Raw genomic sequence first — 21,087 nt, forward strand, 5'->3', positions numbered from 1 at the left:
AATCCCCTCTAGATATTGTGAACTTTTGTTGACAATATGAACGCGGTTTTGTAATATGAATTTTTGAAAAAAGATATACTATAAAGATAAAATTGAATTTTACATTATCAAACCGCCGGTTATTTCCGGTTTTTTTGAATGGCCCAAATGAAAACTGGGTTTTACAATATAAAACTCAATCTGGGTTCATCTTCGCGGAGATGGAGGTGACGAAAGAAGGGGATTCCAATTCCGAATGAATCCGTTTTCAAAAAAATAGCAAACTCGGCAATCTGTCAATGGGGGTTACAATGATGAAAAAGGGGATTGCCATACTTTCTAGCCTTGTATTGGCAACATCCGTTTTTGCTGCAGGATGCGGCAGCAAAATATCCTCTTCGGAAGCCAAAGCGTACACGATCAAGGTGGCCAACTATTTTGCCGAAAACCATCCGCAAAACATCGCTCTCCGGGAAAAGTTTAAGCCGATGGTCGAGAAAAACTCGAACGGCACTCTAAAGGTCGAGATCTATGAAAACAGCAAGCTGGGAGCTGAAAAGGAATTCTACGACGGCGTGCGAAACGGCATGATCGAAATGGGAATTCCCGGCATGATCATGCAGGCTGACATTCCGAAGATGGCCATTCCGGAACTCCCCTTTCTGTTTAAAGACTGGAAACATGCCAAGAGCGTGTTGACCGGTCCTTTGGGTAAAGAAATTGCGGCAGACGTAGAAGCGAAACACGGCGTAAAGGTTCTGGCTTGGAGCGCCAATGGGTTCCGGATGGTGTCCAGTAACAGGCCAATTGTCAAAATGGAGGATTTTCATGGATTCCGTCTTCGGATGCCGAACATTCCCAACTATATCGCCCTCGGCAAATCGTGGGGAGCGAATATAACGCCGCTGCCGATCTCGGAAGTCTTCACCGCTCTGGAACAAAAAGTGGTGGAGGGACAGGAAAATCCGATTGCAACCCTGCGCGCCTCGGGATGGTATGAAGTGCAAAAGTACGTCCTCGAATCCCGTCACATGTTCAGCCCGAATGTGTATATCATCAACAGTAATTTTTGGAATAAACTGACGCGCGAGCAGCAAAAAGCGGTGGAAGAAGCGGCAAAAGCAGCAGCCGACTATGAGTGGGAACTGCTTGAGCAGAGCGGAAGCGGCCAACAAGAAATGGCTACAAGACAAAGGATTACAGTTTACCAGTCCGGACGATCAATTCAAGAAACAGATGTCTCATGCAGCGCAACCGATTTATGAGGAGTTTTACAAGAGAAATCCCTCTTTGAAAGAACTAGTCGAGAAGATCAAGTCCGGAGCAAAGTAACAGGAGGAACATTTGATGCGAGCAATTTCCAAATTAATAACAAAATTTTTAAATTTCGTGATTGTCTTTTGTCTGGGGACAATGTCGATTCTGGTTTTCACAAACGTTGTGTTGCGCTACGGTTTCAACTCCGGCATTACCTGGTCAGAAGAGATGGCGCGCTTCCTGTTTATCTGGTTGACATTTTTGGGCGGTATCGCTGCTTTGAAAGATAACGAGCATTTGGGAGTCGACACACTGATCAAAAGACTGCCGCGAAGTCTGAAAAAGCTGGCGTATATCCTCAGTAATTTGATTATGTTGTGGGTCATGTACCTCGTGCTCGATGGTAGCTTGAAAATGACTGAATTGAATATCGACAGCAAGGCCCCGGCTACTGGATTGCCCCTCGCGTTTATTTATGGAATCGGGGTCGTTGTAGGCGTTTGTATGGGTGTCATCATCCTCATCAATTTGTATCGTGTGATATTCAATAAAACGACAGATGCAGATTTGATTATGACACGCGAGTCGGAAGACGAATTGCTGGAATCAACGGGCCGGTAGCGGACACATTGGGGGGAAGAGCATGGTATTGACAACTTTTGTATTGTCGCTGCTGGGGGCCATGGCGCTTGGGGTACCCATTGCAATCGCGCTTTTATTTTGTGGCGTCTGTCTCATGATTGTGATGGGAAACTTCGACAGTCAAATCATTGCGCAAAACCTGATAAACGGAGCGGACAACTTTCCGCTGATGGCTATTCCGTTTTTCATTCTTGCCGGGGAATTCATGAATGCAGGGGGAATTTCGAAACGGATCGTTAATTTCGCTATGGCACTGGTCGGCCATATCAAGGGTGGACTTGGATATGTGGCCATTATTGGCAGTGTGATTTTTGCCGGTCTTTCCGGTTCTGCTGTTGCCGATACCGCTGCGCTGGGCGCACTCTTGATTCCGATGATGAGAGATGCGGGTTATGCCACGAACAGATCTGCAGGTTTACTTGCTGCAGGAGGAATTATTGCTCCGATTATTCCGCCAAGCATTCCGATGATTTTGTTCGGGGTGGCGGCTAACGTCTCCATTACCAAGTTGTTTATGGCTGGAATTGTACCCGGGCTGTTGATCGGCCTGGCGTTGGTTACTACTTGGTGGTGGGTCGTGAGAAAAGATGACCTTCAGGTGCAACCACGCAAATCGGTGAAAGAGATATGGATTGCCACACGTAAAGCGTTTTGGGCATTGATTTTACCGATCTTGATTATCGCCGGTTTGCGCGGGGGCGTGTTCACCCCGACAGAAGCAGCCGTTGTCGCCGCTTTCTATGCGTTTTTTGTCGGGATACTGATTTATCGCGAATTGAAAATCAAGGATTTGTACCGGGTGTTATTGCAGGCCGGAAAAACCACCAGTGTCGTCATGTTTCTGGCAGCCGCAGCGATGGTGTCCGCTTGGTTGACCACTGTAGCGAATATTCCGAATGAAGTCACGACCTTATTGGGGCCGTTGATCGACCATCCGATCCTGCTGATGATTGCGATTAACATCATCGTTTTGATTGTCGGTACCGCCGTCGACCTGACGCCAACTGTCCTGATCCTGACCCCGGTGCTCATGCCGATCATCCAGAAAGCAGGAATCGATCCGATCTATTTTGGCGTGATTTTTATCCTGAACAACTGTATCGGATTGCTGACGCCACCCGTCGGCACGGTACTGAATGTCGCTTGCGGCATAGCGCGAATCGCGATGGACGACATCATGAAAGGAGTCTGGCCGTTTTTGTTGGTGGAATGTCTTGTTCTGTTGATACTCACTCTTTTCCCGGATCTCACATTGGTTCCGTTGCATTGGTTCTATGACAAATAGGGGGAGTGAACGTTGCATAAATGGAAGGTGGTTGTGACTGACTGGGAGTATACGGATCTTCGGTATGAAGAGCGCGTTTTTCGGCATGAGGATATCGAGCTGGTGCCTTCCCAGTGTCGGACGGAAGCAGAGGTAATCGACGCTTGCCGGGACGCTGATGCAATCATCAACCAGTATGCGCCGATCAGCCGCAAGGTGGTCGAGTCGCTTGAAAAGTGCAAGGTGATTACCCGGTATGGAGTCGGTGTCGACACCATTGATCTGAACGCTGCAACCGAAAAGGGAATTTGCGTTGCCAACGTGCCGGATTACTGCATGGACGAGGTAGCCGACCATGCCTTGGCGTTGCTGCTTGATGTGACACGGAAGGTGAGCCTGGCCAACCATTATGTAAAAAACGGAAAATGGGATTTCAAAGTGACACAGCCGATTTACCGCTTGCGTGGACGGACGCTCGGGATGGTCGGGTTCGGAAAAATCCCGCAGGTACTGGCGGAAAAAGTAAAACCGTTGGGGCTTCGAGTGATCGCATACGATCCATATGTTCCGGAAACGGTTGCAAAGGAAAAAGGTGTGTCGCTGGTTGCGCTGGATGATTTGTGTCGGCAGGCGGACATCATCTCGGTGCATGCTCCATTGACACAGTTGACCAGAGGGATGCTTGGTAAAAAGCAGTTTGCGCTGATGAAAAAGGGTGCGTTTGTAATCAACGCATCCCGCGGACCGGTGATCGATGAGGAGGCTCTTGTGGAAGCATTGCGGGAAGGCAAAATCGCCGGCGCGGGTCTCGATGTGGTGGAGATGGAGCCCATTTGCCCCGATCATCCGCTGCTTCAGATGGAAAATGTGGTGCTGACGCCGCATGTCGCATGGTATTCGGAAGAGGCGGCGGCCGAAATGCGGACGAAAGCCGCTCTTGGTGTGGTTGATGTGCTGTTGCATGGGGAATACCCGAAGTACTTGGTCAATTGGCAGGTGAAAGAAAAGGTGAACCTGCAAGAGAACTCGGGTAGTAAGAGATATACGCCTGAGCAATTTCTTCTGTTAGCCGGTGAAAAAGCGATCAAACCGGTGTGAACCGGCGATAAGTGATCATATGGAAAGGAGTTTCATCATGAAAAAATGGGTCAAAAATCTGGCGGTAAGTCTACTCATCCCCGGCCTTCTGTTCATGGTAGCAGGCTGCGGCCTGATAGGAACCGCGCAACCGGCGTCACCCGCCAAAGGGATCCAGGTGCGCATGATCAAGGCTGGGATCGGATTGAACGAGGATCACCCGCAAGGGCAAGGGCTCAAAAAATTCAAGGAAATCGTCGAGCGGAAAACCGGTGGCAAATGGAAAGTGCAAACCTATTTCAGCGCGCAGTTGGGGGATGACCTGAAAATGACGGAAGCGCTGAAAGGGGGTCTGCAGGAAATCACCATTCCTTCCACCTCGCCGCTGGTTGGCACCGTCAAGGAATTCGGGATTTTCGACTTCCCGTTTGTGTTCAATGATCCGAAGGAAGCAGACGCGGTGCTGGACGGTCCGCTTGGGCAAAAACTATTGCAAAAGCTTCCGCAGCACGGTCTGATCGGTCTCGCCTACTGGGAGAACGGGTTCCGCAATCTGACCAACAGCAAGCATCCGGTTGCAACCGTGGCGGATTTCAGAGGATTGAAAATCCGGACGATGCAAAATGAGGTTCATATCAACGCGTTTAAGGCGCTGGGTGTAAACCCGACACCGATGGCGTTTTCCGAAGTGTTCAGCGCGCTTGAGAGCAAAACGGTCGATGGACAAGAAAATCCGCTGGCGACAATCGAATCAAACAAATTTAACGAAGTCCAAAAATATCTGAGCCTGACCAACCATGTGTATACACCGTTCGTGTTCTTGGTCAGCAAAAAATTCTGGGATCAACTGTCGGATGAAGAAAAGAAAATTCTGACGGATGCGGCCATCGAAGCGGGCAAGTACGAACGTGAGCTGAACCGCCAACAAAACAAGAAATCGCTTGAAAACCTGAAGCGAAAAGGGATGCAGGTGAACGAGTTCAGTCCGGAAGAAAAGAAAAAAGCACAGGAGATCATCAAGCCGGTTATCGACAAGTATTCGAAGGAGTTTGGTGAGGATCTGGTCAAGCAAATGTATGACGAAGTGAACAAAGTGCGCGGTCAAAAGTAATCCTCATCGCCTGATGAGGAGGAGATGACGATGAAAATCATTGAGGAATTACTCCAAGATGTTTCTCTCCCCCGACTGGTGAAAGTCCGTCAGAAGTTTGATGCACCGGAAGTGCCCGACGTGGCGGCTGCCGTCCATGAAACCATCCGTGAGGCGGGCGTCCTGTCCCGGATTTCCCATGGCGACCGGGTCGCCATCGCGGTGGGAAGCCGCGGGGTGGCGGATATCCCGATTTTGACGAGGGAAGTGGTGAATGCGGTCAAATCAGCCGGCGGACAACCGTTTATTGTGCCAGCGATGGGAAGCCATGGCGGCGCAACCGCTGAAGGACAAATCGATGTTTTGAAGCAATTGGGGGTCACCGAAGCGACGGTTGGGGCTCCGATCCTCTCAAGTATGGAAGTGGTGGAGGTGGGAAGGCTGGCCAATGGCCTTCCCGTCTACATCGACAAGCATGCGTACGGGGCAGATAAGGTGATCGTCATCAACCGCATTAAACCGCACACTGCTTTCAGAGGGCCGGTGGAAAGCGGATTGATGAAAATGATCACGATCGGGCTCGGCAAGCAAAAAGGGGCAGAAGCTGCCCATGCCTACAGCTTCAAATACATGGCGGAACACGTGCTGGCCATGGCGAAAATCACCATGAGCAAAGTGCCGATTATCTTTGGGTTGGGCACGATTGAAAACGCCTATGACCGACCGGCAAAAATCGTGGCAGTTCCAGCGGAAAAGATTGAAGAGGTGGAACCGCAGCTACTGATCGAAGCAAAGGCGCTGATGCCCCGTATCTTGTTTGATCCGATTGACGTCTTGGTGGTGAATGAAATTGGAAAGGACATTTCCGGCGACGGGATGGATCCCAATATCACCGGTCGCTATGCGACCCCATATGCCAGCGGCGGACCCGATGTCACCCGGATCGTTGTGATCGGATTGACAGTTAAAACGCACGGCAACGCCAACGGGATCGGTTTGGCCGATATCACAACCCGCAAAGCGTTTGAAGCGATCCAATGGGAAAAGGGGTATGCCAACGCATTGACGAGCACAGTGGTTAATACCGTAAAACTGCCGATGTTTTTGGAAACGGAGGAACTGGCGGTGAAAGCGGCGGTTAAAACGTGTAATGCGTTTGATCTGACAAAGGTGCGCTTGGTCTGGATCCGCAACACGCTGGAATTGAAGGAAATCTGGATCTCGGAAAGCCTGCTGGAGGAAGCACGGCAACGGAAGGATGTCGAGATTTTGACGGAACCGGCATCTGTCGATTTCTCCGTTTGGCCGGAATGACTTTTGCCAGAGGAGATTGGATGATATGAAAATCACCGGCTTCAGACTCTATAAAGTTCCTCCCCGCTGGTTGTTTCTGAAGGTGGAAACGGACGCCGGCATTGCGGGCTGGGGGGAACCGATCGTGGAAGGGCGGGCCGACACAGTGGCCGCCTGTGTCAAGGAATTGAGTGATTATTTAATAGGAAAGGATCCGCTTCGGATTGAAGATCACTGGCAGGTGTTGTATCGTGGAGGATTTTATCGGGGTGGTCCGATCCTGACCAGCGCTTTGTCCGGTATTGAGCAGGCGTTGTGGGATATCAAGGGCAAATATTACCACCTTCCGGTCTACCAAATGCTGGGCGGTGCTGCTCGCGACAAAATCCGTGTCTACTCTTGGATCGGCGGCGATCGGCCGCAGGACGTGGGAGCGGCTGCGAAAGAAAAAGTGGAGGCGGGATTTACCGCTGTCAAGATGAATGCGACAGAGGAGATGAATTATATCGATTCTATTTCCAAGGTGGAAGCGGTGGTCAGTCGGATTGCGGCCATCCGGGAAGCGGTTGGCAAGGACATTGGCATCGGCATCGATTTTCACGGCCGGGTGCACAAGGCGATGGCAAAAATCTTGGCAAAAGAGCTGGAGCCTTATCGTCCGATGTTTTTGGAAGAGCCGGTTCTCCCGGAAAACAACGAGGCGCTCCGGGAAATTGCCCGTCACACCACCACTCCCATTGCAACCGGAGAACGGCAATATACTCGCTGGGGGTTTAAGCAGATTTTGCTGGAAGGGTATGTGGATATCATCCAGCCGGATCTGTCGCATGCCGGCGGGATTCTCGAAGTGAAGAAAATTGCGGCGATGGCCGAAACGCTCGATGTGGCGGTGGCCCCGCACTGTCCACTGGGATCGATCGCGCTGGCTGCTTCGTTGCAAGTGGATGCTTGCACGCCGAATGTGATCATCCAAGAACAAAGTCTTGGCATCCATTACAACCAGGGCAGTGACTTGCTGGATTACCTCGTGGACCCGACGGTATTTCAATACGTGGATGGTTTTGTGGAGATTCCGCAGGGACCGGGCCTTGGTATCGACATCAATGAGGAGCGGGTCAGGGAAGCGGCAGAACAAGGCCACAACTGGAAGAATCCGGTTTGGAGGAACGAGGACGGAACAGTTGCGGAATGGTAACACTTCCCTTTCAAAGTGACGTGAAGCTTCGTGGGGATTGGGGACAGGAAGATCAACCCGCTAAGCAGCTGGGTTGTACGGAGGGAGACGAATGTCCGTTCAGTATCCGACAATCGATAACCCGGTGAATCCTTACCGGGACAATGTGCAGGGAAAAGCCAATGAACCGATTTGCGTAGCGGGATTACTGGATCGAGCCAAGCAGATTCTCGGGCCGACGTATGATGGACCGGCGCCTGACTGGACACTGGAATCGATCTATGACCGCCTCGAAAGCAATGCACCGCGAATTGCTATAATCGGCGGCTCCGCGGATCATCCAGCCCATATCATGGATTTTCAAACATCGGCCCGGGCGGCGGTGCGCATCTGGCAGAACGGCGGGGTACCATTTTATTTTTCCACTCCCGTCATGTGTGATGGAACAGCGCAAAGCAACCAAGGAATGAGCTACTCCCTGCAAAGCCGCAACGCCGTGGCGCAAATGGTGGTCAATCAAATCGAAGCCCACAGCTATCACGGCGCATTTGTGATTCAGGGATGCGACAAGCAGCCCCTCGGTGTGGTCAGCGCGTTGGCGCATGTGGATCGGATCCGCCGGCTGCGGGGGGAAGCCCCATTCTTTGCCACGTTCGCGCCGGCACACGTACTGAAAGGTGAGACGATTCCGCCTGACCTGTATGAGGAGCTGGAAGAAGTGGCAAAGCGGGCGGAAGATCAGGGGGCAACCGATATCGCTTACGATTTGCGGGATACAATGTCATATATTTTGCAGTGTTCGTCGAACACCGCTTTCCAAGGAGTGCTCGAAAGGGCGAGAGAACGCGGGATCATTACGAAAGCGGAGCACAAGGATTATGAAAAGCGGTTGGCGGTGGCGACTTGCGACGGCAAAGGCGGCGTTTGCGCGTTTAACGGCACGGGAAACAGTTCACGCCATCTGGTGGCGGGCTTCGGCCTTGTACATCCGGCGCTGGAACTGTTGACGGAACCTCCAAGCCAAGAAGCGGTAAACCAAGCGCTCGACAGTTTGGCGACGATGATCAACGACCCGATGTTTGGGGTGTCGAACATCATGGCCGCCAACATCCGGAACGCGATTCGCATCCACAGCGCTTCTGGCGGATCGACGAACCTGATGATGCATATGGTGGCTGCGATGCTGTATGGTGGCTACAAGTTCAGTTTGTGGGACATCAACCGAATTCACCACGAGCACCCGGTGCCGGATCTGTTCGATTACAGCCTGACGGAAGGACGCGACATTTTCGTGTTGGCCATGCAGTGCTGCAACGGAAAGATTCGCGGCATGGAAACATTGTTCCATGAACTTTTGGAAAACGGGGTGCCGATGGATCTGGATGCCCCGACTGTTACCGGCACCACATGGCGGGAACGACTGGCGAACCAAGAGCGTCTGTCCGCGAAACATGCTGACAATCCGATCATCTTGTCTACGCCCCGGCGTCCTTTCAGTGGGGTGGATGTGCTCACAGGCAACTTTTTTGAAAGTGCGGTGGTCAAAATCAGCGGCATGCCGACTTCCCAGCTGGACGAGTTTGACAAGAAGGTTGCCTTCGTTCTCTACTACGAAAACGAGGATGATGCCAACCGTAGGCTGCTGGACCTCGGTTTGCTGGAAAAATTGAAGCGGGAACGCTGCTTCAACCATCAGAGTTTGCTGGCGGTGCTGAGACATAATGCGCCGGACCGTTATGATGAGTGGGAGGGTCTGGACTATGACAGCCTGTTTGATCGGTTGGTGGAAAACAATGTGCTGAAAGTCGCGGTTGTGATATCCGGACAGGGACCGATCGCATTCGGTATGCCGGAAATGTTTACCCCGATGCAGCATATCAATGCCAACCGGAAGCTGAAACGGTTGGTGACAGTCATCAGCGACGGCCGCTATTCTGGTGTGACGTATGGTGCGGCGATCGGCCACATGACGCCGGAAGCGCTGCAAGGCGGTGGTATCCTGTACCTGAAAACGGGTGACCTTTTGTATCTAGACTTACGGGGGCGGCAGATTCAGTTCCTGGATGAAGTCGCATTCCAAAGAGGGGACCTGCGGTTTGAATTCGACTCCGTACGCGCTTCCCGACAGGAACTGGCCGATCAGCGGCTTGCCCGTATCCGCCAGCGGCAACGCCTGGTGGCGGCAGGCAACCGGTTGTATGCCCATACTGACGCGGCGCACGGGGTGGTTCCGCTGGCAGTGGCAGAAGAGGCTGAACTGGATTATCAAACGGACATCATTTTGCCCAAAAACAACCGAGTGACACAGTAATGTGAACAGAATCGCCCAGTGTCTGAAGTGTAAAAGATGCACGGCTGGCGGTTACCACCGTTTTTGTTGAATGGAAAGGAGCATCAAGTTTTGAACCAAACGAGAGAAACGTTTCGCAAACTTGGCTTTCCCGAGGGAGATTGCCATGACTTGCCCACATCCGGCAAGACGTTTCCGGACGGTGCCCAGTACCGGGTGGAAATTCCCAGCGTTGAAGGGCCAGCTTCGCTGGAAGCGGTCATCCAGGCCTGCAAGGACTACGATGTGACGATTCACCGGATTTCACAAGGTAGTGGCATCATGTTGCTGACAGACGAGGAATTGCGGCAGATGGCGGAAATCGGTCGCCACGAACAATTGGAAATCAGCTTGTTTGTGGGTCCACGGGGAACTTGGGACATCACTTCGATGTCGTGGGCGAGCGCCGGCAAAATTGCCGGGCTGCGCGTCCAAGGAATGGATCAGCTGGCCTATTCGATCGAAGATATCAAACGGGCTTGCAGCATGGGCATACGCAGCATTTTGGTAGCGGATGAAGGGCTTTTATGGTTAGTTAATGAATTGAATAAAATGAGAGAGTTACCCAACGATCTGTTGGTCAAAGTATCGGTGCAAATGGCCCATTCGAATCCGGTCTCGATCCGCCTGATGGAACAAATCGGCGCCGGTACCTACAATGTGCCGACCGATCTTACCCTAGCCCGCCTGGCGGCAATTCGGCAGGCGGTTGACATTCCGATCGACATTTATGTTGAGGTTCCCGATGATGTGGGTGGCTTTATCCGCCACTATGAGATTCCCGAAATCATCCGGGTGGCAGCTCCCGTTTACATCAAGTTCGGCTTGCGCAATGCGCCCAACCTCTATCCTTCGGGAACCCATTTGGAAGCGACCTCGATCGCATTAAGCCGGGAGCGGGTACGGCGGGCGCGTATCGGTCTTGACATGATCAAACGTTATGCGCCGCATTTGAAAACGTCGGCAAGGGGAGCGGCGGGATTGGCGGTCCCCGTGGAAGCAAAATGAAGTTGGACGTTGTGACGCTCGGGGAAACGATGGTGCTGTTGGTGCCTACTTCGGTTGGACCGCTCCGGTATGCCGGCCAATTCGAAAAGACGATTGGCGGCGCCGAGTCGAACATGGCGATCGGCCTCGCCCGGCTGGGCCATCAAGTTGGCTGGATCAGCCGGTTGGGCAATGATGAGTTTGGGTTGTATGTGCGCAATTTCATTCGTGGGGAAGGCGTCGACACGTCTCGTGTGATATTTGACGATTTGCATCCAACGGCGGTGTTTTTCAAAGAACGGCAGCTGGGGCAGGAACCGAGGATTTACTATTATCGGAAAGGTTCCGCGGCCAGTTGCATGACGCCTGAAGATCTGGATGAGTCGTATATCACGCAGGCTCAATTTTTGTATATTACCGGGATTACGCCCGCTTTAAGCGCAAGCTGTGAAGCCACCGTTGACCGGGCGATCGAGTTGGCAAGGCGAAACGGGCTGACGGTGGTGTTTGACCCGAATATCCGGTTGAAGTTGTGGTCGAAAGAAGAAGCCCGGCGAGTGCTGATAGATGTGGCGAGCCGCTGTGACATTGTCATGCCGGGGTTTGAAGAAGGCGAAATATTGACGGGTGAGCAGACACCGGAAAAAATCGCCGCATGCTTGCTGGCAAACGGTGCCCGTGTGGTTGTGGTGAAGCTTGGCGAGCGGGGTGCTTATTTTGCCACCCCGGAACAGTCGGAGTATGTGGAGGGATTCCCAGTCAAACAGATTGTCGATCCGATCGGCGCGGGAGATGCATTTGCCGCCGGATTTCTGTCCGGACTGCTTCGCGGGTGGACGTATCGGGAAGCGGTCCGTTTGGGCAACCGTACCGGTGCCTATGCACTGACGGTGGCCGGCGATGTGGAAGGTCTTCCTTTCTGGTCGCAGATCGAACCGCAGAAGTCGGGAAATCAAGTGACACGCTAGCATTACTCCCGCAGTCAGTTTCTTTGGAGAGGTGAGCCTTCCCGTGATTCAAAAAATGTTTCTGATACAAAAATTGACGGAAAGTGGTGTCATTGCAGTAATCCGGCGGTTGCCGGAGGCTTCTGTTGAAAAGGTGGCGGAAAGTCTGGTGGCTGGCGGCATCACTGCGCTGGAAGTGACGGTGGACAGCCCGGGTGCATTTACTGTCATCCGCAAACTGGCTGAAAAGTTCAAAGATCATGCGATTGTCGGCGCGGGGACGGTACTGGACGCCGAATCAGCGCGGCTTGCCATTGACAGCGGCGCGGAATTTCTGCTAAGCCCCAGTCTCCACCGGGATGTGATCCAAACGGCTCTCCGCTACGGAAAAATTGCAGTGCCGGGTGTGCTGACCCCGACTGAAATGATTACTGCGGTGGAGTGGGGGGCAGACCTGGTGAAACTATTCCCCGCATCGGTTATGGGAGCCCAATATATGAAGGAGATAAAAGCGCCGTTTCCGCACATTCCAGTGATTCCGACGGGCGGGATTCACCTCGATAACCTGACCTCCTTCATTAAGGCGGGCGCTGCTGCTGTCGGGATCGGCGGAAATCTATTGGATCGCAAGGTAATCGAAGCGGGCGACTTTTCAACAATCACGGCCATTGCAAGGCGATACGTAACTGCTGTGCAGCAGGCCAGGGGGTGAGAGGGTTGCCAATCATTCAAGCTGTTGACCGTGCCCTCCGGATTCTCGATTTGTTTGATGAACACAATACCGAACTGAAAATTACCGACATCAGCGACCGCATGGGACTGCACAAAAGCACGGTCCACTCGCTGCTAAAAACGCTGAAGGCGCATGGTTACATCGAGCAGAATCCGGAAAACGGCAAATACAAGCTGGGTCTCAAACTGGTAGAACGGGGCAATTTTGTGCTGAATTCGCTGGATATCCGTACGATCGCCAAGCGGCATCTGATTGATTTGTCGCATAAAACCGGGTTGACTGTACACTTGGTCATCCTTGACGGAAAAGAAGGCGTGTATATCGATAAAGTGGAGGGTACCTCCGGGATTGTCATGTACTCGCGGATCGGCAGGCGGGTGCCGATTCATTCCAGCGCCGTCGGAAAAGTGCTGGTGGCGTTTCAGAGTCAGGAGGTGATACAGAAAATTCTAGATGGATATGATTATGTGCCGCATACTTCCAATACCATCACCAATGAGCAGGATTTTCTGAAGGAACTGGAAAAAGTACGAAAGTTGGGATTTGCGATCGACAATCAGGAAAACGAGCCGGGTGTACAGTGTGTGGCCGTGCCGGTTCGCGATCACCTTGGCCAGGTGGTGGCTGCCATAAGCATGTCTTCTCCGATTGCGGGGATTCAGGAAGAAACGTTGGAAAATATGATTGTCCTGTTAAAACAGACAGCAGATGAAGTGTCCCAACAATTGGGATATGGTATTCATCAACAAAAACTCGGTTTGACAATATAAAATGGCTGGAGGCTATTGCGATGCGCATCATCCGTTTTTTTAATAAACAAAACATTCCCGCGCTTGCCGCTGTGACCGAAGATCAGCAAGTTTATCCGTTGCCGTATACCGATTTTCTGGACCTGGTACGGACGGCGGACCGTCAAGGGGCGGTGCCGCTGGCGCTGGTGCAAAATGAGATGGCTTCATCCCAACCACTAGAGAAATCGTATCAGGAACTGGACTTACTGGTGCCGATCGAGGCACCTGAAGTGTGGGCGTGCGGTGTCACCTACGAACGCAGCCGGGATGCCCGAAACTATGAATCAAGCGGTGTCAAGACGGATGAGATTACTTTCTATGACAAGGTGTATGTAGCGGAAAGGCCGGAAATATTCTTCAAATCTACCGCAGCTCGAACAGTGGGTCCCAATCAGCCGGTTTTTTTGCGCAGTGATTCCAACTGGCAGATTCCGGAGCCGGAATTGGGCTTGGTGATTGACCAAACCGGCCGAATCCTCGGTTACACGGTGGGAAACGACATGAGTTCGCGCGACATCGAAGGGGAGAACCCCCTGTATTTGCCGCAGGCTAAAATTTGGAAACATTCCTGCTCGATCGGACCGGCGATCCGTCTGGCGGAAACGGTGGAAAATCCGTATCAGTTCGAGATTATTTGCCGCATTTACCGCGGTGGACAGAAAGTGTTCGAGGGATCGGCGACGACCGGCCAGTTGAAGCGGAAATTTGATGAGTTGGTGTCTTTCCTGATCCGGGACAATCAGATTTTTGACGGAACGGTACTTTTGACCGGAACCTGCATCGTCCCACCCAATGAATTTACCTTGTTAGATGGCGATCGGATCGAAATTGAAATTCCCGGCATCGGCACGTTGACCAATCCCGTCAAGGCGCAGATTCCAACGGCACAAAAGGTTTCGTGATTCTCAGGGTGAGCGTCCGGTGAGCAACGTTCGATCTGGTCAAGAAGGAGGTCCAAAATGGAAACGGGCTATCAGACGGTGATGATGAAACCGGAGGATTCGGTTGCTGTTGCGCTGTCGGAAATTCCTGCGGGGACTACCGTGAAGGTCATGTGTCAGGATCAGACGTTTGTGGTTCAATTGCAAGACAATATCGATTTTGGCCACAAATTTGCAGTTGTCCCGATCAAACAAGGGCAGGATGTGCTGAAATATGGCGAGGTGATCGGTGTAGCGTCCCGTGACATCGACGTTGGAGAACACGTTCATGTCCATAATGTGGAAGGGAAGCGGGGAAGGGGTGATAAGGTTGAGTACGCAAAACAATCCTGAATTCTGGGGTTACAGACGGCCGGACGGCCGGGTGGGCGTCCGTAACCATGTTCTGATTCTGCCCACCATCACCTGCGCGACGCAGGCAGCCAAACAGGTGACGGAGCTGGTCCACGGTACCGTGTCGTTTATTCATCAGCATGGATGTGCACAGGTGGGCGTCGATTATGAACAAACATTTCGTACCTATGTAGGGATGGGCACAAATCCCAACGTGTATGGTGTCGTCGTGATGGGGCTGGGTTGTGAAACCCATCAAGCCAGAAGTGTCGCCGGTGAAATTGCAAAGAGCGGAAAACCGGTAGAAGTGGTATCAATCCAGGATCATGGGGGGACGCTTGGCGCAATCGCGCAGGCAGCCCGAATCGCCGCCCAAATGGTGCAGGATGCATCGGCTCTGTCCCGCGAGCCGTTCGATTTCAGCGAACTGATCGTAGGAACTGAATGTGGTGGCTCAGACGCTTGTTCCGGACTGTCCGCCAACCCGGCTGTCGGTGTTGTCAGTGATATGATTGTCGACCATGGAGGAACGGCGATTTTAGCAGAGACCACCGAACTGATCGGCGCCGAACATCTGCTGGCCAACCGGGCAGTTGACGATCGGGTCGCGAAGCGGGTGTATGAGGTGATCCAAGCGATGGAAAACCGGGCGATCGCAATGGGTGTCGACATCCGAACCGGTAATCCGAGCCCCGGTAATATTCGTGGCGGCCTCACCACACTGGAGGAAAAATCGCTGGGGGCGGCGGCGAAAGCAGGGACCCGCCCGTTGCAGGAATTGGTGGAATACGCGCAACGGCCGACAAAAAAAGGACTCGTCTGGATGGATACGCCAGGCCATGACATCGAACAGTTGACCGGCATGGTGGCCGGCGGGGCACAGGTGGTGCTGTTCACCAGCGGTCGCGGGACGCCGACCGGATCGCCGATCGCGCCGGTGATCAAAATCGCTACCAACACCCTGATGTTTGAGCGAATGAAAGACAACATGGACATCAATGCCGGCACGATCATCGACGGCAAAGAATCGATCGAATCGGTCGGACAACGAATATTTAACGAAATCGCGCTGGTTTGTTCCGGCAAGCTAACCAAAGCAGAAATCCTGAAACAGCATGATTTCGGAATTTGGCGAATCGGTCCCACATTTTAAAATGATGCTGCGGTATCGTTCTGGCATTACCATAAAAAATGAAAAGGCAGGTGCAGTTTCTGTGTCTGTGGAAACGATGGTCAAAACCTATCTCAACTACATTGACGGTGAATGGGTGTCCGCTTCCACCAACGAAGTGGAGCCGAGCATCAATCCGGCGAAAAAATACGAAATTGTCGGTTATGTGCAAAAATCCAGTAAGAAAGATTTGGACAAAGCGGTAGCCGCCGCGAAAAAAGCCAAACAGCAGTGGCGGAAATTGTCCGGTCCCGCCAGGGGTGAATACCTGTTCAAAATCGCCAACGCGATGGAACGACGGATCGATGAGATCGCGGAAACAATGACCCGCGAAATGGGTAAAACGTTTCCGGAAGCGAAAGGGGAAACGGCCCGCGGAATCGCCATCCTTCGCTACTATGCGGGCGAAGGTATGCGCAAAGTGGGCGATGTGATTCCTTCCACCGACAGTGAGGGACTGATGTTCACCACACGCGTGCCGCTTGGTGTGGTCGGGGTGATTACTCCATGGAACTTTCCGGTGGCCATTCCCATTTGGAAAATGGCGCCGGCGCTGGTATTCGGGAATACGGTGGTATTTAAACCGGCGCAGGAAACGGCAGTGACCGCGGCAAAAGTCGTCGAGTGCATGGATGAAGCGGGCTTGCCGTCTGGAGTCGTCAACATGGTGACAGGTAGCGGATCGGTCATCGGACAGGGTATCGTTGACCACCCGGACATCAACGGCATCACCTTCACCGGATCAAACCAGGTCGGGAAACAGATTGGTCAGGGAGCACTCGCTCGGGGTGCCAAATACCAACTGGAAATGGGCGGCAAAAACCCCGTGATCGTGCTGGAGGATGCCGACCTGGATTTGGCGGTGGACGCAACGATCAGTGGTGGTCTGCGTTCGACCGGTCAAAAATGTACAGCCACCAGCCGGGTGTTCGTCCAAAGCACTGTGTATGACCAATTTAAGGAAAATCTGCTGGCCAAAGTGAAGCAAATCAAGGTTGGCGATAGCATGGATCCGGAAACTTGGATGGGGCCGCTGGCCAGCGAAAAACAGCTGCAAACCGTTCTTTCGTATATCCGGAAGGGAATTGAGGAAGGGGCAACTCTGCTTTACGGCGGCCGTCGGCTGGAAGAAAGGGAACTGAAAAACGGATTTTTCGTGGAACCCACCGTGTTTGAAAACGTATCACCGAAAATGACGATCGCGCAGGAGGAGATTTTTGGGCCGGTGCTGGCGTTGATCAAGGTGGATACTCTGGAAGAGGCGTTGATATTGGCAAACGACGTGCAGTACGGACTGAGCGCTTCGATTTTCACCAAGGATATTGGCAGTATGCTGTCGTTCATCAATGAAATCGAAGCAGGTCTTGTCCGGATCAACGCGGAAAGCGCCGGCGTCGAACTGCAGGCGCCTTTTGGTGGTATGAAGCAGTCCAGTTCCCATTCGCGCGAACAAGGCCAGGCCGCGATTGAATTCTTCACCGCTATCAAGACGGTGTTTGTAAAAGCGTAACACGGATTTCGCTCATACAGAGTTCATTGTTCTCCTGCTGTTGACCGGAGGGGTGCTGTACAATTTCTCGATGCACCCCTCTATCAGCGGAGAATGGCACCAAATTCGGTCGTTAATGACATGAATGATAGGGAATGACGAAAGGGCTGTTGCTGTTTGGGTAGAGTATGGCTCAATGTCTCCTGGGAGCGGATCATATGGATTTGCGGCAGAAAAACCAACGGTTGGGCGAAATTGATTTTCGGTCAAGGCGAGACCTTGAGAAGGAAAATGGCAGCAGCAACAGGTATTTCCCGGGCAAGAGATATGACCGATAGCTGAATGCCATCAGAAGTGAAGGAAGGGATATACTTGCGAAAGTTTTCCGTTGTGGTTACCGAAAAGATGTTGCCTTCCATTTCAGACAAGCTGCAGGAACGATGCCATGTCAGGGAGTGGGATCGAACGGATCCGATTCCCCGGGAACTTCTGCTCAAATGGTTGGCTGATGCGGAAGGGTTGTTTTGTTCAGGGGACGTCCAAGTGGATGATGAACTCTTATCGTGTGCTCCCAAGCTTCGCGTCATCGTCAAGTCGGCTGTTGGGTACGACAACATCGACATTGAAGCGTGCACCCGCAGGGGGATCCCGGTGGGGTATACACCGGGAGTGCTGGTGGAGGCAACGGCGGATTTGACGTTTGGTCTCCTTCTTACCGTTGCCCGCCGGCTACACGAGGGGTGGGACCGAGTTCGGGCCGGAAAGTGGGAAAACAATACGGAGATACCCTTTGGGATTGACTTGTACGGCAAAAAGCTGGGGATTGTCGGGATGGGACAAATCGGCGCTGCGGTAGCCAAAAGGGCACAGGCCAGCGGGATGATTGTCTTGTATACCAACCGACGTCGTCGCCGGGATGAAGAAAAGATTCAAGCAACTTACGTCAAACTGGACAAATTATTAGAAGAATCAGATTTTGTTGTTGTGTTGACCCCTTTGACCAAAGAAACGCGGGGGATGTTTGGAGCTGAGCAGTTCTCGAAGATGAAGCGGACCGCCTATTTTATCAATGCGGCTCCCGGAGCGATCGTCGATACGGATTCCTTGGTTCAAGCGTTGAAGGATGGACAGATCGCTTATGCGGCATTGGATGTGACGGATCCGGAACCGCTTCCCCCCGATCATCCGTTGCTGACGTTACCCAACGTCTTCATCACTCCCCATATGGGCAGTGCAACCATTGAGACACGGAACCGCATGGCCTTGCTGGCTGTGGATAACCTGCTGGCCGGTTTGGAGGGGAAGCGTCTACCGACCTGTGTGAATGAATCCGTCAACTACTCATCAGAAACTGATTAGAGGAGAGGATGGGCTAGTACATGTTAAAAGAACGATTAGCCGCAGGGGAAACGGTGTATGGGACCTGGCTTCGGATCCCGCATCCGACTGTGATGGAAGTACTGGCGAAAAGTGGTTTCGATTTTATCCACGTGGATTTGGAGCACGGCCCAATCGGGACTGAGTCATTGGACCACCTGCTGCTCGCCGCCAAAGCGGGCGGCGTTCCCGCAGTTGTGCGGGTGCCGGGGCTGGATGCGACAAAGATCGGCAGTGCTCTGGACATGGGGGCGAAAGGGGTGATTGTTCCCCAAGTAAACAGCAGAGAGGAAGCTGAACTAGCGATACGTGCATCTCGCTTTTATCCCCAAGGGTTACGCGGGATAGCGGGAGACTGCCGGGCGGACGGTTTCGGTGCCGGCTATTTTACCGATTTCGCGGCAGAAGCCAACCGAGAAACCCTTCTCGCTCTGCAGATCGAATCGAAAGAAGCGGTAGAGAGGCTGGATGAGATATTGGAAGTCTCTCGGGAATCCGTTGATGTTCTGTTTGTCGGGCCGGCAGACCTGTCCCAGTCCCTAGGTGTCCCTTGTCAGTTTGACAATCCCCTGCTGCTGGATACGATCTGTCAGGTGACCGAACAGATCCGTTCCTTTGGCAAAGCGGTAGGAATCCACGCCCCCACCATCGAGCTGGCCCGAGAATTCTCCGGAATGGGGATCCAGTACATCACAACTTCATTTGATATCAGATTCCTGTTAGCCGGGGCGAAGGATTGTATCCAAAAGTTAAGAGATAAGAGTGAGTAGAGCTGAGTTCGATCCTGGGTCCGTTTGAGTATGGGGAATACGGGATAAGGTCTAGCCTGTAAAGCACAAATAAAAGCGTTGTCAAAATATTTTTTAATGGAGGCCATCGGATGAGCAACTTACAGATGGAAACAAAGAGGTCGCAGCTGCCCCTGGAGTCGAAAGGCAAAGTCCGTTGGACTGTTGTGTTTTGGCTGTTGGTCGGAGGAATGATCAACTATTTCGATCGGGCTAACTTGGCCATCGCCGCGCCGGAAATGATGAAGGAGCTAAACCTGACCAACACCGATATTGGATTGCTGGGTACTGTTTTCTCCTGGACTTATGCCATGATGCAGTTGCCTTCCGGTTGGTTGATTGACCGTTTCGGTACCAAAAGAGTGTATTCCATTGCTGTGACATGGTGGAGTATAGCCACCTTTTTGACAGGGGCCTGCAACAAGATGTCCACCTTAATTGCGACCCGAGTTCTGTTAGGCATCGGGGAGGCACCTTGTTTTCCCACCTCTGCCAAAGTAACCTCATATTGGTTTCCGAAAAAGGAACGAGGTTTGGCGACGGGAATCTGGGATTCGTCTTCCAAATGGGGGCCTGCACTCGCTCCACCCTTATTGACGATGATCATGCTTGCCTATGGCTGGCGTGCCCTCTTTTACGTGACAGGTGCGATTGGAATCGTGTTTGTCCTGTTCTTCCTTGTTTATTACCGCAACCCCGAGAAAAGTCGCAGACTGTCCAAAGAGGAAATGGAGTACATCCGGTCCGATGGTGCCGGGGCTGAGCATAACATTCGGGACTCCAAGGTGAAGTGGCGGGATTTGTTTAAATATCGATCTGTGTGGGGTATGATCCTGGGCTTTTTCTGCACGATCTGGACCTGGAATATCTTTTTAACCTTTCTTCCTCTCTATCTAAAAGAAACCCAGCACATCACCTTGGCACAAATGGGGATCTACTCGAGCATTCCCTGGATCGGCGGGATTATTGGAAATATTACTGGCGGATATATCACCAAAAAGATGGCGGATAAAGGGCTCGCCTCGCCCATTGCCGCGAAGCGGGCTGTGATCTGTACCAGTGCCATCCTGGCCGCCATATCGATCGTATTTGTCCCCTTTGTCAACAGCCTGGGCATTACGGTGGCCCTTTTGACGATGGCGCTTGGCTTCATCTCCGCCATCACCGGCAGCGCGTGGGCATTGGCGGGGGATATCGCTCCCGCCTCCATGGTGGCTTCTGTCGGTGCCATCCAGAACTTCGGCGGTTATTTCGGCGGTGCGTTTTCCCCTCTGGCAACGGGTATGATCGCGGATGCCACTGGTTCCTACGCCCTTGCGTTCATTTCGGGTGGAATCATCGCCGGGTGCGCGGCCCTCTGCTACGGATTCATCGTGAAAGAACCGATTGAAGAACCGCGTTAAAGATTTGGTGTTCGGGGGATTT

The 21,087-nt window shown here is 52.5% G+C and carries 19 protein-coding genes; all 19 read left to right on the forward strand.

Going from position 1 to position 21,087, the window contains the following annotated elements:
• The first annotated feature begins 293 nt into the window (after positions 1 to 293).
• The 19 genes from KI215_RS06740 (at position 294) to KI215_RS06830 (ending at position 21,065) form a co-directional block, all read left to right on the forward strand.
• Positions 294 to 1,244, forward strand: coding sequence for a TRAP transporter substrate-binding protein (locus tag KI215_RS06740; protein WP_246512228.1), 951 nt, complete (start codon positions 294 to 296; stop codon positions 1,242 to 1,244).
• 82 nt (positions 1,245 to 1,326) lie between these two features.
• Positions 1,327 to 1,857, forward strand: a complete 531-nt coding sequence (locus tag KI215_RS06745; protein WP_212774775.1) for a TRAP transporter small permease — start codon at positions 1,327 to 1,329, stop codon at positions 1,855 to 1,857.
• A 22-nt stretch (positions 1,858 to 1,879) separates the two neighbouring features.
• Complete coding sequence (locus KI215_RS06750; RefSeq protein ID WP_212774776.1) at positions 1,880 to 3,163, forward strand: TRAP transporter large permease; 1,284 nt, start codon at positions 1,880 to 1,882, stop codon at positions 3,161 to 3,163.
• A 12-nt stretch (positions 3,164 to 3,175) separates the two neighbouring features.
• Entirely contained in the window at positions 3,176 to 4,240 is a 1,065-nt protein-coding gene (locus KI215_RS06755; protein ID WP_212774777.1) for a C-terminal binding protein, read from the forward strand.
• Positions 4,241 to 4,277: 37 nt separating this feature from the next.
• Complete coding sequence (locus KI215_RS06760; RefSeq protein ID WP_212774778.1) at positions 4,278 to 5,330, forward strand: TRAP transporter substrate-binding protein; 1,053 nt, start codon at positions 4,278 to 4,280, stop codon at positions 5,328 to 5,330.
• A 30-nt stretch (positions 5,331 to 5,360) separates the two neighbouring features.
• On the forward strand, positions 5,361 to 6,623 hold the full coding sequence (locus tag KI215_RS06765) for a nickel pincer cofactor-dependent isomerase, group 22 (protein ID WP_212774779.1): 1,263 nt from the start codon (positions 5,361 to 5,363) through the stop codon (positions 6,621 to 6,623).
• A gap of 25 nt (positions 6,624 to 6,648) precedes the next feature.
• Positions 6,649 to 7,797: a galactonate dehydratase gene (gene dgoD / locus KI215_RS06770; RefSeq protein WP_212774780.1), complete on the forward strand. Its 1,149-nt coding sequence runs from the start codon at positions 6,649 to 6,651 to the stop codon at positions 7,795 to 7,797.
• A 91-nt stretch (positions 7,798 to 7,888) separates the two neighbouring features.
• Positions 7,889 to 10,087, forward strand: coding sequence for a dihydroxy-acid dehydratase domain-containing protein (locus KI215_RS06775; RefSeq protein ID WP_212774781.1), 2,199 nt, complete (start codon positions 7,889 to 7,891; stop codon positions 10,085 to 10,087).
• Positions 10,088 to 10,177: 90 nt separating this feature from the next.
• The gene (locus tag KI215_RS06780; RefSeq protein ID WP_246512229.1) at positions 10,178 to 11,113 is read left to right on the forward strand and encodes a U32 family peptidase; all 936 of its coding nucleotides are present in this window, start codon (positions 10,178 to 10,180) and stop codon (positions 11,111 to 11,113) included.
• A 2-nt stretch (positions 11,114 to 11,115) separates the two neighbouring features.
• Positions 11,116 to 12,060, forward strand: coding sequence for a sugar kinase (locus KI215_RS06785; RefSeq protein ID WP_420830184.1), 945 nt, complete (start codon positions 11,116 to 11,118; stop codon positions 12,058 to 12,060).
• Positions 12,061 to 12,103: 43 nt separating this feature from the next.
• Positions 12,104 to 12,751, forward strand: a complete 648-nt coding sequence (locus KI215_RS06790; RefSeq protein WP_212774784.1) for a bifunctional 4-hydroxy-2-oxoglutarate aldolase/2-dehydro-3-deoxy-phosphogluconate aldolase — start codon at positions 12,104 to 12,106, stop codon at positions 12,749 to 12,751.
• A gap of 5 nt (positions 12,752 to 12,756) precedes the next feature.
• On the forward strand, positions 12,757 to 13,542 hold the full coding sequence (locus KI215_RS06795; protein ID WP_212774785.1) for an IclR family transcriptional regulator: 786 nt from the start codon (positions 12,757 to 12,759) through the stop codon (positions 13,540 to 13,542).
• Between the two features lie 20 nt (positions 13,543 to 13,562).
• Positions 13,563 to 14,465, forward strand: coding sequence for a fumarylacetoacetate hydrolase family protein (locus KI215_RS06800; protein ID WP_212774786.1), 903 nt, complete (start codon positions 13,563 to 13,565; stop codon positions 14,463 to 14,465).
• 57 nt (positions 14,466 to 14,522) lie between these two features.
• Positions 14,523 to 14,837: a UxaA family hydrolase gene (locus KI215_RS06805; protein ID WP_212774787.1), complete on the forward strand. Its 315-nt coding sequence runs from the start codon at positions 14,523 to 14,525 to the stop codon at positions 14,835 to 14,837.
• Positions 14,815 to 15,990: a UxaA family hydrolase gene (locus KI215_RS06810; protein WP_420830173.1), complete on the forward strand. Its 1,176-nt coding sequence runs from the start codon at positions 14,815 to 14,817 to the stop codon at positions 15,988 to 15,990. The genes KI215_RS06805 and KI215_RS06810 overlap by 23 nt, the downstream gene beginning before the upstream one ends.
• Before the next feature lie 76 nt (positions 15,991 to 16,066).
• On the forward strand, positions 16,067 to 17,518 hold the full coding sequence (gucD, locus tag KI215_RS06815) for an alpha-ketoglutaric semialdehyde dehydrogenase GucD (RefSeq protein ID WP_212775101.1): 1,452 nt from the start codon (positions 16,067 to 16,069) through the stop codon (positions 17,516 to 17,518).
• 351 nt (positions 17,519 to 17,869) lie between these two features.
• Positions 17,870 to 18,856 carry a 2-hydroxyacid dehydrogenase gene (locus tag KI215_RS06820; RefSeq protein WP_212774788.1) on the forward strand — a complete coding sequence of 329 codons (987 nt, stop codon included), beginning with the start codon at positions 17,870 to 17,872 and terminating at the stop codon, positions 18,854 to 18,856.
• 20 nt (positions 18,857 to 18,876) lie between these two features.
• Positions 18,877 to 19,644 (forward strand): HpcH/HpaI aldolase family protein, encoded by a 768-nt coding sequence (locus KI215_RS06825; protein WP_212774789.1) that lies wholly within the window; start codon positions 18,877 to 18,879, stop codon positions 19,642 to 19,644.
• Positions 19,645 to 19,754: 110 nt separating this feature from the next.
• Positions 19,755 to 21,065 carry an MFS transporter gene (locus KI215_RS06830; RefSeq protein ID WP_246512230.1) on the forward strand — a complete coding sequence of 437 codons (1,311 nt, stop codon included), beginning with the start codon at positions 19,755 to 19,757 and terminating at the stop codon, positions 21,063 to 21,065.
• Positions 21,066 to 21,087: the final 22 nt, after the last annotated feature.

Source organism: Polycladomyces abyssicola, assembly GCF_018326425.1.
Taxonomy (GTDB): Bacteria; Bacillota; Bacilli; order Thermoactinomycetales; family JIR-001; genus Polycladomyces; species Polycladomyces abyssicola.

Bases quoted from the DNA above. Each gene is read 5' to 3' on its own strand.
- KI215_RS06740 (WP_246512228.1), top strand. From the start codon at position 294: ATGAAAAAGGGGATTGCCATACTTTCTAGCCTTGTATTGGCAACATCC.
- KI215_RS06745 (WP_212774775.1), top strand. From the start codon at position 1,327: ATGCGAGCAATTTCCAAATTAATAACAAAATTTTTAAATTTCGTGATT.
- KI215_RS06750 (WP_212774776.1), top strand. From the start codon at position 1,880: ATGGTATTGACAACTTTTGTATTGTCGCTGCTGGGGGCCATGGCGCTT.
- KI215_RS06760 (WP_212774778.1), top strand. From the start codon at position 4,278: ATGAAAAAATGGGTCAAAAATCTGGCGGTAAGTCTACTCATCCCCGGC.
- KI215_RS06765 (WP_212774779.1), top strand. From the start codon at position 5,361: ATGAAAATCATTGAGGAATTACTCCAAGATGTTTCTCTCCCCCGACTG.
- dgoD (WP_212774780.1), top strand. From the start codon at position 6,649: ATGAAAATCACCGGCTTCAGACTCTATAAAGTTCCTCCCCGCTGGTTG.
- KI215_RS06775 (WP_212774781.1), top strand. From the start codon at position 7,889: ATGTCCGTTCAGTATCCGACAATCGATAACCCGGTGAATCCTTACCGG.
- KI215_RS06800 (WP_212774786.1), top strand. From the start codon at position 13,563: ATGCGCATCATCCGTTTTTTTAATAAACAAAACATTCCCGCGCTTGCC.
- KI215_RS06805 (WP_212774787.1), top strand. From the start codon at position 14,523: ATGGAAACGGGCTATCAGACGGTGATGATGAAACCGGAGGATTCGGTT.
- gucD (WP_212775101.1), top strand. From the start codon at position 16,067: ATGGTCAAAACCTATCTCAACTACATTGACGGTGAATGGGTGTCCGCT.
- KI215_RS06825 (WP_212774789.1), top strand. From the start codon at position 18,877: ATGTTAAAAGAACGATTAGCCGCAGGGGAAACGGTGTATGGGACCTGG.
- KI215_RS06830 (WP_246512230.1), top strand. From the start codon at position 19,755: ATGAGCAACTTACAGATGGAAACAAAGAGGTCGCAGCTGCCCCTGGAG.